This window comes from Nonomuraea sp. NPDC049400 (assembly GCF_044466425.1).
Classification (GTDB): Bacteria; Actinomycetota; Actinomycetes; order Streptosporangiales; family Streptosporangiaceae; genus Nonomuraea.
On sequence record NZ_JBITMP010000017.1, the window covers coordinates 157263 to 171103 of the forward strand.

Below are 13841 nucleotides of genomic sequence, written 5' to 3' on the forward strand. Positions count from 1 at the left end.
CATGGCCGTCGCCGCCGATCCGCTGGACCTGTCGGCCCCCGAACTCGTGACCGACCCCTACCCGACATATGCCGGGCTCCGAGCCAAGGGCGGGCCGCAGTACTCGGAGCAATGGGACGTCTGGCTCGTGCCCGGATACGACCACTGCCAGCAGGTCTTCTCCTCAGCGGTCAACCGTGACTCGCTCGGCCAGCCGTACCTGCGCATGCTGCAGGCGGAGGTACGGCGGGGCGCCGGCTCCTGGCGGGTGCCCGAAGCTCCCGCCCTGCCCGAGGGATACGAGGACCAGCGCGCGGCCGGCCGCCGGGTCAACGGCCGCGCGCTGAGCACGGAGTTCGTCGACACGCTCTGGCCCGGTTTCGCGGCTTCCTGCCGGGAGACCGCCGCGGCGCTGGCCGGCAGAGGCGGCCCCGTCGATCTGGTGGGCGACTACGCCAAGCCCGTCGTCACCGGCCTGCTGGCCGGCCTGATGGGGGTGAGCCCGCAGGAACTGCCCGTCTTCAGCGCCTGGGTGGACAGCGGCTACGAGCAGGACCTCGACGAGGAACGGCGGCGCGTCGTCGCCATGGACATCCGCCGGCTGTTCGCCCAGCGTGCCGTGGACCGGCTGCGGGAGCCGAAGGACGACTTCCTGGGGTATCTCGCCGCCAACCCCATGCGCGAAGACGTCAAGCGCCATCTGGAGTCCGTGCTCGGCGCGGCGCTGATGATCTCGATGGTGCCCCACCAGGGGCTCGTGCTGAGCTTCTCCACCCTGGCCAACGCCCTGCTCACCCGGCCGGACCAGTACGCGCTCCTGCGCAAGGAGAGCGACCTGGTGCCGCGGGCCGTCGAGGAGGGACTGCGCTACGACTCCTCCACCCAGGCACTGGGCCGGCTGGTCAGGGAGGAGGCCACGATCGGCGCCGCCCGCGTCCCGGCCGGAAGCCTGCTGGTGCTCATGGTCGGGTCGGCCAACCGGGACGAGCGGCAGTGGCCGGACGCCGCCACCTTCGACGTCACCAGGGAGCAGCGCAGCGCTTCCAGGCATCTGGGCTTCGGCCACGGCGCCACCTCGTGCCTGGGCGCGGCCATGTCGCGCAAGGCGCTGACGTACATGCTGGCTGCCCTGGTCGAGGCGGTGGCCGAGTGGGCGCCCGCTGGGCCTGCCGAGGCGTTCCCCGAGTTCATGACGAGAGGATTCACCGCGTTGCCCGCAGAACTGCGGAGGCCGTGAGCGATGGCGCTGCCTGATGGGCTGGAGTGGAACCCGGAAACCCGGCATTGGCTGGTGCGCACGCAGGCGCTCGCGGACATCGTGCTGCGAGATCCACACGTCGGCACGCTGCCCGCCAACGGGGTCGCGGACACCGATCACACGGACGAGGTCCCGTCCGTGTCGCGGTTCTTCAATCTGTGGTACCTGCGCGGGGCCAATCACCCCGAAGTCGCCCCAGATCTCCGCAGGGTCTACAACGCCGGTCCGCTGGCCGGCTTCCGCCCGGTCCTCGGCAAGCTCGCCGCCGAAAGGCGTGCCCGGCTGCTCGGCAGCGGGAACCTGGTCGAGGATTTCGTGGCGCCCTACTGCCTGGACAGCACCTTCGCCCTCATGGGCTTCGCCGAGGAGGACTGGGCGACGCTGACCAAGGTCTACCACGTGCTCATGTTCGCCGTGCGGAAGCGGTTCCGCGGCGAGCGGGAGCTGGGGGAACGGGCCGGGCAGGCGTTCGAGAGCGCCCTGGTGTTCCTGCGGTCCGCCCTTGGCCGAGCGCAGGACGTGCCCCTCATGCAGGTCCTGCGCGCGCCCGCCGCGCATCCGTGGGCGGACGTCGCCCTCGTCGGCCAGCTGCTGGCGGCCGGGGTGCCCCAGGTGACGACCGGCCTCGCAGTCGGCTGCCACGCGCTGCTCGGCCGGCCCGAGGTGCTGGACAGCGTCACGCGGGGCGAGGTCACGGTCGAGCAGGTGGCCGAGGAGGCGATGCGGATCCACCCGCCCTTCCTGACGATCCATGGCTGGACCACCGAGGGCTGCGACTGCCTCGGCGTACGGCTCGAGCCCGGCACCGCGATCGTGGTGGACGTTCAAGCCGTCAACAACGACCCCGCCCGCGTGGACGACCCCGAGAGCTTCTGCCCGGCCCGCGGCAGGACCACCACGTTCACCTTCGGCAAGGGCGCGCACTATTGCCTCGGCGCGACCAGCGCGCGCTATCAGATCGCGGAGGCGCTCGGCGCGCTGGCGGCCGACCCTCTCCGCGTCGACGCCGCGGCGATGCGGGTCACCAGCGACCCCTTCTCCCAGACGGTCAGCGGATTGCCCTACACGCAGTACCACGGGAGGACTTGATGCGTGCTTATCCCTTCGCCAGGAAATGCCCCTTCGAGCTGCCAGAGGAGTTCGCGTGGCTGCGCCGCAACGCGCCGGTCAGCCAGGTGGCCTTGCGGAACGGCGCCACCGCCTGGCTGGTGACCCGCCACGACGACGTGCGCCAGGTCTTCGCCGACGAGCGCTTCAGCCGCCGGGAGGTCCGCGAGCGGGCCGCCGGCGACGGGCCGTTCGACTTCGGCCTGTCCATCGCCGACCCGGAGGCGCACCTGCGCTGGCGGCGCACAGTCGGGGCCGTCTTCAGCCCGGGACAGGCCGAGACCATGCGAGGTCCCATCGGCGAGCTGGTCGAGGACGTGCTCGACGAGATGGCGGGGCTGCCCGCGCCCGTGGACCTGATGGCGGCGTTCGCCTTCAACCTGCCGCTCAAGGTCATCCTGCGGCTGTTCCGGGTGCCGCCCGACCTGCGGCCGGGATTCGAGTCCTGGGCCCGCGCGCTGCGGGGAGCAGGAGGGTCCATGGCCGCCTTCGGCGAGGCGATGCGGCACCTGTACGACACCGCGTCGGAACTGGTCGCGCGAGTCGACGAGGGCCCGCTCGCCGACCTGCGGCAGGCCGGTCTGTCCGAGAAGGAACGGTGCACCACCGTCATGCTCATGACCGTCGCCGGCTACGAGACCGCGGCCGTCCAGTTCGGCAACGGGTTCCTGGCGCTGTTCCAGCATCCGGACGAGCTGGCGAAGCTGGCCAAGGATCCCGCGCTCATCGTGCCGGCGGTGGAGGAGATCCTCCGCTACGCCCAGTCCGGGACCGGGTTCGCCGGCAAGACGTACACCACCGCCGACGTCGAGCTGGGCGGAGTCACCATTCCGGCCGGCTCCGCCGTACTGATCTCGGTCGACTCCGCCGGCCGTGACGAGGCGCACCTCGAACGGCCGGAGGAGTTCGACCTCAGCCGCGGCGCGGCCCGGCACCACCTGAGCTTCGGTTACGGACGGCACTTCTGCCTGGGCGCCCCGCTGGCGCGGGTGGAGCTGCAGGAGGGCTTCGGGCGGTTGCTGGCGCGATGGCCGGGCCTCGCCCCCGCCGTGGACGTCGGGCAGGTGCCGATGAACGCCAACCTTTTCAACCAGTACCCGCGCGAGCTGTTGGTCACGTGGTAGGGAGACAGAGTCCGATGGGGCATCACATCGCCTTCGTGGCCATGCCTGTGCACGGCCACGTCCTTCCCACCTTGGGAGTGGTGGAGGAGCTGGCCCGGCGGGGGCACCGGGTCAGCTATCTGATCGCCGACAAGTACGCCGAGGCGGTGCGGGGCGCGGGCGGACACCCCATCCGCTATCCCTCGGAGATGGCCGCCAGCGACCTGTCCGCGATGCTGGCCAAGTCCGACCCCATGAAGGGTTTCGAGCTGATGGTCTCGGAGACCGCGGCCATCGTGGCCGCGGCGCGGGAAGGGCTGCCCGGCGGCCCGCCGGACGCGGTGGTCTACGACCAGATGGCCTCAGGTCCCGGCCGGATGCTGGCCGGGACCTGGGCGGTGCCCGCCGTGCAGACGATCCCCACCCCCGTCTACGCCAGGCAGTTCTGGGCGCAGAACACCAGCGGCGGCAGGCCCCGCACCCGGCAGGCGGCGCCCTCGGCCTTCGCCGACACACGGGCGAAGATGACCGAGGTGTTGCGGGCCCACGGGATCGACCTGGCGATCGAGGACTACCTCAGGACCCCGGTGGAGGAGCACAACCTGGTCTTCCTGCCCCGCTCCTTCCACAAGGGCGAGGCGGACCGTCGCTACGTTTTCGTGGGGCCGTGCCTGGGCACACGGTCCTTCCTCGGCGATTGGCAGCCTCCAGGCACCGGGCTGCCCGTGATCCTGATCTCGCTCGGCACCGTCTACAACGCCCACCCCGGCTTCTTCCGCGGTTGCGTCGAGGCGTTCGCCGACGCCCCGCTGCACGTGGTGATCTCGCTGGGGGAAGGGGTGGACCCTGCCACCCTCGGGCCGCTGCCGCCCAATGTCGAGGTGCACCGCTGGGTTCCGCACCTGCGGGTGCTGGAACACGCCCGCGTGCTGGTCACCCACGGCGGGCTGGGCAGCGTGATGGAGGCCTTCCACTGGGGACGGCCGATCGTGGTAGCGCCCGTCACCCCACTGGTGGACATCCACCAGCGGGTCAAGGAGATGGGCCTCGGCTACGTGCTCGAGCCCGAGGAGATCCGGGGCGACCTGCTGCGAAAGGCGGTGGAGCGGCTGCTCGGCGACGAGGAGACCACGGCACGTGCCGCGGCGATGCGGCAGGCCCTGCATGACTCCGGTGGCGGTGAGCTCGCCGCCGACCAGATCGAGAAGGTGCTCGCGGAGGCAAAATGATCAACGTCTTTCAGCCGATGCTGGGCGAGGCGGAGCTCGCGGCGGTCAAGGAGGTCTTCGAGAGCAACTGGATCGGCAAGGGCCGGAGAGTGGAGCAGTTCGAGCAGGCCTTCGCCGAACACATCGGTGTCGGCACCGAACACGTGACCTCGGTCAATTCCTGCACCGAGGCGACCTTCCTGGCCGTGCAGCTGCTGGGGCTCGGCCCCGGTGACGACGTGGTGCTGCCGACGGTGAGCTTCGTCAGCGCGGCCAACGCGATCGCCGCCCACGGCGCCCGTCCGGTCTTCTGCGACGTCGCGGAGAGGACGCTCAACCCGACGGTGGCGGACATCGAAGCGGCACTGACCCCGGCCACCAAGGCCGTACTGGTGCTGCACTTCGGCGGATATCCCGGCGAGATCGCGGCGATCGCCGAGCTGTGCCGACGGCGCGGAATCCACCTCATCGAAGACGCCGCCAACGCCGTCGCCTCCCGAGTGGACGGCCGAGCCTGCGGAACCTTCGGCGACATCGGGCTGTGGAGCTTCGATCACGGGAAGATCGCTGTGGCGGTGGACGGCGGAATGCTCTACGCGAGGGACGCCGAGCTCGCCGAACGCGCCGCGAAACTGGCCTATCTCGGATTGGAGCACTTCACCGGCTTCTCCCAGGCGGAGAAGAGCGCCAACCGCTGGTGGGAGATCGAGGTCTCTTCCTTCTCCCGTCGTTCGATCATGAACGACGTGCTGGCCGCGATCGGCGGGGTCCAGCTGGGCAGACTGCCCGACTTCCTGCGCCGCCGCCGATTCGTGGTCGACTACTACGACCGCGAGCTGGCCGGGATCGACGGGCTGGAGCTGCCCCCGCCGCTGCCGGCCGGGCACGAGGGCTCCCACTACTTCTACTGGGTACAACTGCCCGCGGAGCTGCGTGACGCCGTCGCCCGCGACCTGTACGAGCAGGGCGTGTACACGACGTTCCGCTACCCGCTGCTGCACAAGGTCGCGATCTACGGCGCCGACGGGCCGCTGCCCGGGGCCGAGCAGGCCGCGGCCCGGACCCTCTGCCTGCCGCTGCACCAGGCCCTGAGCGACACGGACCTGAAGACGGTCGTCACCGCGCTGCGGGAATCCATCGCCAGGAGGTCGCGGTGATATCGCGGCGGATAGCCGAGTCCGTCCTCACCCGCTCGGACCTGGAGGACTTCCACAGCTGGTACGAAGCCAGCCACCGGACCGGCTTCATGCACGTGGAGCCGGTCCCGCTGGAAGAGCTGAAGGGGTGGCACACCGATCCGGTCACCGGCAACATCGGGCATGAGAGCGGCGGCTTCTACACCATCGAGGGCCTCGACGTCCACGTGCCCGATCGCCCGATCTCTCACTGGGACCAGCCGATCATCCACCAGCCGGAGATCGGCGTGCTCGGCATCCTGGTCAAGGAGTTCGACGGGGTCCTGCACTGCCTGATGCAGGCCAAGGCCGAGCCGGGCAACCACAACGGAACCCAGCTCTCCCCCACGGTCCAGGCCACCCGGAGCAACTACACGCGGTTACACGGCGGGCGGGAGGTGCCGTACCTGGACTACTTCCGCAGGACCGAGGGTCACGTCGTCATCTCCGACGTCCGGCAGTCCGAGCAGGGCGCCTGGTTCTACCACAAGCGCAACCGCAACATGGTGGTGGAGGTCCGCGAGGACGTCGAGCTCCTGGACGGGTTCCACTGGCTCACCCTGGGCGACCTGCACCAGCTGCTCGCAAGAGATGATCTGGTGAACATGGACACGCGGACGGTGCTGTCCTGCCTGCCGTTCGCCGGAACCGGCCTGCTGCCCTCGTTCGCTCCGCCCGCGGACAGCTTCCAGGATGCCCTGATCCGCTCCTACGACGGCGACCCCCGCAGCCGGCACGGCACGAACGCGATCCTGAGCTGGATCACCGAGCTCCGCTCCCTCACCCGGATCACCGCGAGGCGTGTGCCCATCAACCGGCTGACGCAATGGCGCCGCGCCGACGGGCGGATCTCCCATGAGCGCGGACTGTTCTTCGAGGTGGTCGGGGTGAACGTCACCGCGGCCGGCCGCGAAGTGGATCGGTGGATGCAGCCCATGATCTCGGCTGCCGAGCCGGGGCTGGCGGCGCTGGTCGTCACCAGGATCGACGGCGTGCTGCACGCCCTCATGCAGGCCCGGGTCGAGCCCGGGTACGTGGACGTGATCGAGCTGGCGCCGACCGTGCAATGCACGCCCAGGAACCACGAGCGGCTGCCGCCGTTCGTCGCCGAGGTGCTGTCGGCCCACCCCGACCAGATCAGGCTCGACGTGACGCTGTCGGAGGAGGGTGGGCGCTTCTACCAGACCCGCACGCGCTACCTCGTCGTCGAGGTGCCGTCGGCCGAGGGCCTCGAAGGGCCGGCCTTCCGCTGGATGACGCTGGCGCAACTGGTCGATCTCCTCCGGCACAGCAACTACCTCAACATCCAGTCGCGCAGTCTGGTCGCATGCCTGCACAGCCTGTCGGGCTCCGTCGAAAGGCTCTCCCATGTCTGAGAACACCTTGGTGAAGCTGAGCACGATCCAGGAGACCATGCTCATCCCCCTGTACGGCAGGGCCGTGGAGACCGCGAAACCCCGCGGTGTTCTGCACGACCCCAAGGCGGTGGAGATGGTCGCGGCAATCGACTACGACTTCGCCAGTCTGGATGCCAATCCCCACTCTCTGTTCGCCTGCGCGCTCCGTACCGCCGTCCTGGACGAGTGGGTGGGAGGCTTCCTCAAGGAGCACCCCTCCGGCACCGTGGTCGAGATCGGCGCCGGGTTGAACACCCGCTTCGAGCGGGTGGACAACGGCAGCGTGCACTGGATCGACCTGGACCTGCCCGACTCGATGGCGTTGCGCCGCCGCTTCTTCGAGGAGTCCGACCGGCGCGCGCTCGTGGCCGCCTCCGTGCTGGACGACTCGTGGCCGGCGGAGGTGGCGAAGCGGCCTGGGCCGTACTTCTTCGTCTCGGAAGCGGTGCTCGTCTACCTGGAAGAGGAGCAGGTCCGCGCGCTGGTGCGGCGGATGAGCGAGCGCTTTCCCGGCGCCCGGTTCGCCCTGGACACGTTCGGGCGCACCATGGTCGAGTTCCTCGGCGCCCGCGACGTGGCCAGGCGGGCCAACGTCACGATGAGCTGGGTGTGCGACGACCCCGCCGAGGTGGAGCGGTGGGATGTGGGCGCCACGCTGCTGGAGTCGTGCAACCTGGCCCAGTTGCCCCCGGCCGTCAGCAAGAGGCTGCCGACGCTGTACCGGGTCGGGTGGGGGCTGGCGGGAGGCGGAAGGAACCGTGACAGCTACAAGCTCAACCTCTTCGCGCTTTCCTAGGAGACAGTCGTGAAATGCCGCATCTGTTCCGGAAATGTCCGCAAATTCTTTGACTTGGGGCCTCAGCCCATCTCTGACGCCTTCCTCCTACCGGCCGCGCGTGAGAACGAGTTCCTCTATCGGCTACAGGTGGGGGTCTGCGAGTCCTGCATGATGGTTCAGCAGGCGGAGGAGATCCCGCGGCAGAAGATGTTCCACGCCGACTATCCCTACCGATCCTCCGGCTCGGCGCTGATGCGCCAGCATTTCGAGGCGGTCGCCCGGCGCTTTCTGGCAACCGAGCTGTCCGGCCGCGATCCGTTCATCGTGGAGATCGGCAGCAACGACGGCGTCATGCTGAAGACGATCAGCGAGGCCGGGATCCGGCACCTCGGAGTCGATCCGTCCGGCGGCGCCGCCGAGGCGTCCGCCGAGTCCGGAGTGCGGGTCCAGGTCGACTTCTTCGACGAGACGACGGCCGGGACCATCCTCGCCAGGGACGGGCAGGCAGATGTCATCTACTCGGCCAACACGGTGAGCCACATCTCGTATCTCGACTCCGTCTTCCGCGGCGTGGACAAGCTCCTGGCCGAGGACGGAGTCTTCGTGATCGAGGACCGGTACCTGGGCGACATCCTCGAGCAGACCGCCTTCGACCAGATCTACGACGAGCACTTCTACCTGTTCTCGGTCCGGTCGGTGCAGGCGCTGGTGCAGCTGCACGGCCTGGAGCTGTCCGACATCGAGCACCTGCCCGTGCACGGTGGCACGATCCGCTACACGATCAGCCGCCCGGGCCGGCGTGTGATCGGCCCGGAGGTGGGCAGGCTGCGCGCGTCGGAGCCCGTCGACTTCTCCGTCTTCGATGACTTCGCGCGGCGGGCCGCGGACATCCGCGACGAGTTGGTGACGCTGCTCACCCGGCTCCGTGAGGAGGGCCGCCGGGTGGTCGGCTACGGCGCGACAGCCAAGAGCGCGACCATCCTGAACTACTGCGGCATCGGGCCCGACCTGATCCCGTACATCTGCGATTCGACACCGGGCAAGCAGGGACGGCTCACTCCCGGCTCTCACATCCCCGTGCTCGCTCCGGAGAGCTTCGCCGACCCCTACCCGGACTACGCCCTGCTCTTCGCCTGGAACCACGCCGAGGAGATCATGGCCAAGGAGCAGGCATTCAGGCAACACGGCGGCCAGTGGATCATGTACGTGCCCGGGGTACACATTGTCTGACAGCGTGCGCTTCGGGGTGCTCGGCTGCGCCGACATCGCCGATCGCCGGTTCCTGCCCGCGCTGGCCAGCGTGGCGGGCGCCGAGCTGGTGGCGCTGGCCAGCCGATCGCCCTCCAGAGCGCGGGCGTTCGCCGAACGCTTCGGGGGCACGCCGGTCACGGGGTACGAGCGGCTGCTGGAGCGGGACGACGTGGACGCCGTCTACGTGCCCGTGCCCGCGGGGCTGCGCGCCCGGTGGATCGAGCGTGCCCTGCTGGCGGGCAAGCACGTCTTCGCCGAGAAGCCCCTGGCCACTGGCGGCGAGGAGGTTCACCGGCTGGTCAAACTGGCACGGGCCAGGAAGCTGACGCTCATGGAGAACTTCGCCTTCGTTCACCACTCGCAGCATGCCGCAGTGCGTCAGTTGCTGGCCGGGGGCGAGATCGGCGAGCTACGCGGGTTCACAGCCGCCTTCGCGGTGCCGCCCCGCCCTCCCGGGGACATCCGGCTCAAGCCCGAACTCGGCGGAGGCGCACTGCTCGACGTCGGCGTTTATCCCCTCCGTGCGGCACTTCACTTCCTCGGCACGGACCTGAAGGTGACCGACGCCGTGCTGAGGTACGACCACGCTGTCGGGGTGGACCTGATCGGCGCTGCGCGGCTGGCCGCACCGGACGATGTCGACGTACGGCTGCTGTTCGGCATGACGACGCGATACGCCTCCGGGTACCAGTTCCTGGGCAGCCGGGGATCGCTCACCGTGGAGCACGTGTTCACCACTCCGTCCGAGCACCGGCCGGTGATTCTGCTGGAGAGCAAGGGGCGGCTGGAGCGGAGGACGGTCGCACCGGACGAACAGTGGGAGAACATTCTCCGGCACTTCACGGGCCTGGTCACGTCCGCGACTCCGGTCGGCGGGGATGCCTCCGTCGGACAGCTGCTGGTGCGACGGGCCGAGCTGACCGACCAGATCTCCGACCACGGGGAGCGGTCCCGTGCCGGGTGAGCGAACTGCAGGAATGCCCATTCAGCCGCAGAGCGCATGCCGGTCATGCGCCCCTTGCGCGCCAACCAAGTGGACCGTGGGAAGGAAGTAGGCCGATGTCCGACAGGGCCGATGTCGTTGTCGTAGGTGGTGGGGTCATGGGCTGCCTGCTCGCACTCCACCTTGTCGAGCAGGGCGTGGAGCGGGTCCGGTTACTGGAGCGGGACGGCGTGTTTCAGGGCACCAGTGCCGCGGGCGGAGGCTTTCTCTCGGGCTGGGCGGCGTACCCGCCGGAGACGGCCTCCGCCGGTTATGCCCTGGACTTCTACGAGAAGACGCAGGCGGCCGGTCACGACATCGGCTTCCGGCGGAACGGCACGCTCTACGTGGCCGCGGATGAGCGGTCGTGGCAGGGACTCCGGATGGGAGCCGAGGGCAACGTGCTCGTCGATCCGGCGCGAATCGCGGAATTGACGAACGACCTCGTGGCCGGCGACAGGGTCGTCGGCGGTCTGCTCGACCCGAACGGCGCCCATGTTCATCCTCCTTTGCTGGGCGCGGCTCTGGCCGAACTCTTCCTCGCGCGGGGTGGCGTGATCGACACCCGCAGACCCGTTACCGGCCTGCGCCTCAACGGTGAACGCGTCGTGGCCGTCGACACCCCTACAGGGCTCGTGGAATGCGATGACGTGGTCCTGGCGACCGGAGCTTGGAGCAACCGGCTGCTCGAACCGTTGGGCGCCTTCCTGCCCCTGGCTCCGCGGCTCACTTCGCGCATCACCACCGGGCCGATCGGGATTCCCGAATCTCTGCCCACGCTCATCGTCATGGGCGTGATTCCCGGCAATCCCGCGGAGGACATCCCGCTCTGGCTCCGCGGTCAGGACGGCGCACTGCTGTGGGGCGGCACGTACCGGAGCTATCCACGGGACATCCTCCTCGACGCCGAGGTCCCCGACCGTCTCGACGAGATCCCCCTCGACGGCGTGATGCAGGTGCGGCGGGTCGGAGAGCAGGCGGCGAGCTTCATCCCGGTCCTGGGGCAGGCCACGAGCATCCGGCTCAAGCACGGCGCGCCCTGCTACACCCCGGACGGGCGCGCGCTCGTCGGCCAGGTCCCGGGTCTCACCGGACTGCACGTGCTGACCGGCGACAACGAGGCGGGCATCACTTTCGGACCGGGGTATGCCAGGGTGCTGGCCGAGTTCATCGCCCACGGCGAAGCGGACCAGGAGTCCCTCGACGCCTGGCAGGTCGACAGGTTCGGCGGTTCCTTCACCTCGGAGTCCGAGGTGATCAAGGCGTTTCAGCCGCGCGTCACCGCCTGATGCGCGAGTTACTCACCGATTGGCTGCGAAATTTCGGCGAATCCTGGCATGTAGCGCAATCCCCACCGAAACCGAAACATTGAGGGACTCGGTGGAGCTGATCATCGGAATCGAGACCGAAGCAGAAGACGCTTCACTGAACAGGTCGGAAGGCCCGCCTTTTTCGCTGCCGAACACCAGAGCCAGCTGGTCCTCGTTGGCGCCGAGGTCATTCACCTCGAGCTCGCCTTCGGCATCGAACACCATCAACGGCATGCCGCGGTCTCGCATGAAGGCGATCGCTTCCTCGCGGCTGGAGAGGACTATGGGAAGTGAAAAGACATAGCCTCGGCTGGCCCTCAGCAAACGCCGGTCGGCGATGCTGGTGAGATCGCTGTCGACAAGTATGATCCCCGAAGCGCCGAGCGCGAGCGACGTCCGCACTATCGCGCCGATGTTCCCGACGATCTTCACTCCGTCGAGAACGACGACGTCCCCACCGTCTTTTGCGATGTCACTGAATCTGGCCGGGCGGGGGACGCGCGCGATGCCGAACGTCTTGGCCTTACGCTCCGCCTTGAACAACTGATTGACGATCGACGAGTCAATCAGGCGGACCGCTATTTTCTGGCGCCGGCACAGTTCGAGCAACTCATCAGGGATCGGACTGGTGTCGCTGCTGTATATCTCAATGAAATCCACCCCGGTCCTGATGCACTGCATAAGAGGCTCGACGTCCTCGATCAACGTGGTCCTGATGCTGGACCTCGAATGCTTCGTGACATCGATAATTCTTTGCACTGCGGGGTCAGAGATATTTACAATGGTTTCCAACTCTGTCATGAGTCGATCCTAGCCTTGCAGCGCCCCCGGGGGCTCACACATGGACTGTCGTGATCGGCAGCGACGAGTCGGCGGGGATCTCGAGGGTCGACGGGGAGATCCCGGCGGCGACCAGATTGGAGCCCAGGGCGGCGACCATGGCGCCGTTGTCGGTGCACAGCCCCGGACGGGGCACCCGCAGGCGCACGCCTGCCGCGTCGCACCGCTCCTGGGCCAGCGCGCGCAGCCGCGAGTTGGCCGCCACGCCGCCGCCGATCAGCAGGTCGTGCACGTCGTACTTCCGGCACGCCTGCAGCGCCTTGCGGGTCAGCACGTCGACCACGGCCTCCTGGAACGAGGCGGCCACGTCGGGCACGTGGACGGACTGCCCTGACGTCTCGCGGGCCTCGACCCAGCGGGCCACGGCCGTCTTGAGCCCGGAGAAGGAGAAGTCGAGCGTGCCGTCGTCGATCTTGCCGCGCGGGAACGTGATGGCCGTGCCCGAGCCGTCGCGGGCGGACCTGTCGATGTGCGGGCCGCCGGGGAACGGCAGCCCCAGCACCCGGGCCACCTTGTCGAACGCCTCACCGGCCGCGTCGTCGACCGTCGAGCCGAGCGAGATCACGTCCTGGGCCACGTCGGGCACGAGCAGCAGCGACGAGTGGCCGCCCGACACCAGCAGGGCGATGCACGGCTTGGGCAGCGGCCCGTGTTCGAGCTGGTCGACGGCGACGTGGGCGGCCAGGTGGTTGACGCCGTAGAGGGGGACGCCGAGGCCGAGCGCGTACGACTTGGCCGCGGCCACCCCCACCAGCAGCGCGCCCGCCAGCCCCGGCCCCGCGGTGACGGCGATGGCGTCGATGTCGGAGAACTTCAGGCCCGCCGCGGCCAGCGCGGCCTCGACGGTCGGTGTCATGGCCTCCAGGTGGGCGCGCGAGGCGACCTCGGGCACCACGCCGCCGAAGCGCGCGTGCTCGTCCATGCTGGAGGCGATCGTGTTGGCCAGCAGGGTGTGGCCCCTGACGATGCCGATGCCGGTCTCGTCGCAGGAGGTCTCGATGCCCAGGACCAAAGGTGCGTCAGTCACCAAGCTTCCTTCTCATCATGATCGCGTCGGTGCCGTCGTCGTAGTAGCGGCGGCGGGTGCCGATCTCCTCGAACCCGTAATGCCGGTAAACCGCCTGCGCCTGCGGGTTGTCGGCGCGTACCTCAAGGAAGATCTCCCGCGCCCCCCTCCGGGTCGCCTCGGCCAGCAGCTCGGTCAGCAACGCGCCGCCGATGCCGGTGCCCCGGTGCTGTTCGAGCACCGCGATGGTCTGCACGTCGGCCTGATCGGCGGCGGCGGCGAGCCCGGCGTACGCGACGATCTCGTCGTCCACGACCGCCACCACGTAGTGGCGCGAGCGCGGCATGTCGGCCAGCTCGCCGCGCATCATGCCCTCGCTCCACGCGTCGAGCGGGAACGTGGTCCGTTCGATCGCCATGACCGCCGGCAGGTCGGCCTCGGTCATCC

13 protein-coding genes are annotated in these 13841 nt (G+C 69.1%); 10 read left to right on the forward strand and 3 right to left on the reverse strand.

Going from position 1 to position 13841, the window contains the following annotated elements; genetic code table 11:
* Position 1: 1 nt before the first annotated feature.
* From ACIBVN_RS27025 to ACIBVN_RS27070, 10 genes are all read left to right on the forward strand, one after another.
* Positions 2 to 1216, forward strand: coding sequence for a cytochrome P450 (locus ACIBVN_RS27025; RefSeq protein ID WP_397140904.1), 1215 nt, complete (start codon positions 2 to 4; stop codon positions 1214 to 1216).
* A 3-nt stretch (positions 1217 to 1219) separates the two neighbouring features.
* Positions 1220 to 2326 carry a cytochrome P450 gene (locus ACIBVN_RS27030; RefSeq protein WP_397140906.1) on the forward strand — a complete coding sequence of 369 codons (1107 nt, stop codon included), beginning with the start codon at positions 1220 to 1222 and terminating at the stop codon, positions 2324 to 2326.
* A complete protein-coding gene (locus ACIBVN_RS27035) occupies positions 2326 to 3468 on the forward strand; it encodes a cytochrome P450 (protein ID WP_397140908.1) in 1143 nt (380 codons plus the stop codon). The genes ACIBVN_RS27030 and ACIBVN_RS27035 overlap by 1 nt, the downstream gene beginning before the upstream one ends.
* Before the next feature lie 14 nt (positions 3469 to 3482).
* Entirely contained in the window at positions 3483 to 4676 is a 1194-nt protein-coding gene (locus tag ACIBVN_RS27040) for a macrolide family glycosyltransferase (RefSeq protein ID WP_397140910.1), read from the forward strand.
* Entirely contained in the window at positions 4673 to 5812 is a 1140-nt protein-coding gene (locus ACIBVN_RS27045; RefSeq protein WP_397140912.1) for a DegT/DnrJ/EryC1/StrS family aminotransferase, read from the forward strand. The genes ACIBVN_RS27040 and ACIBVN_RS27045 overlap by 4 nt, the downstream gene beginning before the upstream one ends.
* The gene (locus tag ACIBVN_RS27050; RefSeq protein WP_397140914.1) at positions 5809 to 7206 is read left to right on the forward strand and encodes an NDP-hexose 2,3-dehydratase family protein; all 1398 of its coding nucleotides are present in this window, start codon (positions 5809 to 5811) and stop codon (positions 7204 to 7206) included. Before ACIBVN_RS27045 ends, ACIBVN_RS27050 begins: the two co-directional genes overlap by 4 nt.
* Positions 7199 to 8023 carry a class I SAM-dependent methyltransferase gene (locus tag ACIBVN_RS27055; protein WP_397140916.1) on the forward strand — a complete coding sequence of 275 codons (825 nt, stop codon included), beginning with the start codon at positions 7199 to 7201 and terminating at the stop codon, positions 8021 to 8023. Before ACIBVN_RS27050 ends, ACIBVN_RS27055 begins: the two co-directional genes overlap by 8 nt.
* Positions 8024 to 8032: 9 nt before the next feature.
* Entirely contained in the window at positions 8033 to 9235 is a 1203-nt protein-coding gene (locus ACIBVN_RS27060; RefSeq protein ID WP_397140918.1) for a methyltransferase domain-containing protein, read from the forward strand.
* Between the two features lie 4 nt (positions 9236 to 9239).
* Positions 9240 to 10220, forward strand: coding sequence for a Gfo/Idh/MocA family protein (locus ACIBVN_RS27065; RefSeq protein ID WP_397140920.1), 981 nt, complete (start codon positions 9240 to 9242; stop codon positions 10218 to 10220).
* Between the two features lie 95 nt (positions 10221 to 10315).
* Complete coding sequence (locus ACIBVN_RS27070) at positions 10316 to 11527, forward strand: NAD(P)/FAD-dependent oxidoreductase (protein ID WP_397140922.1); 1212 nt, start codon at positions 10316 to 10318, stop codon at positions 11525 to 11527.
* A 12-nt stretch (positions 11528 to 11539) separates the two neighbouring features.
* Here the strand turns inward: ACIBVN_RS27070 and nshR are convergent, their stop codons facing one another.
* Genes nshR through rimI form a run of 3 tightly spaced genes read right to left on the reverse strand, consistent with a single transcriptional unit; the run spans position 11540 to position 13839 of the window.
* Entirely contained in the window at positions 11540 to 12349 is an 810-nt protein-coding gene (gene nshR / locus ACIBVN_RS27075; RefSeq protein WP_397140924.1) for an NshR/TsnR family 23S rRNA methyltransferase, read from the reverse strand.
* A 34-nt stretch (positions 12350 to 12383) separates the two neighbouring features.
* A complete protein-coding gene (gene tsaD, locus ACIBVN_RS27080; protein WP_397140926.1) occupies positions 12384 to 13415 on the reverse strand; it encodes a tRNA (adenosine(37)-N6)-threonylcarbamoyltransferase complex transferase subunit TsaD in 1032 nt (343 codons plus the stop codon).
* Positions 13408 to 13839 (reverse strand): ribosomal protein S18-alanine N-acetyltransferase, encoded by a 432-nt coding sequence (gene rimI, locus ACIBVN_RS27085; RefSeq protein ID WP_397140999.1) that lies wholly within the window; start codon positions 13837 to 13839, stop codon positions 13408 to 13410. The genes tsaD and rimI overlap by 8 nt, the downstream gene beginning before the upstream one ends.
* Between the last annotated feature and the right edge of the window lie 2 nt (positions 13840 to 13841).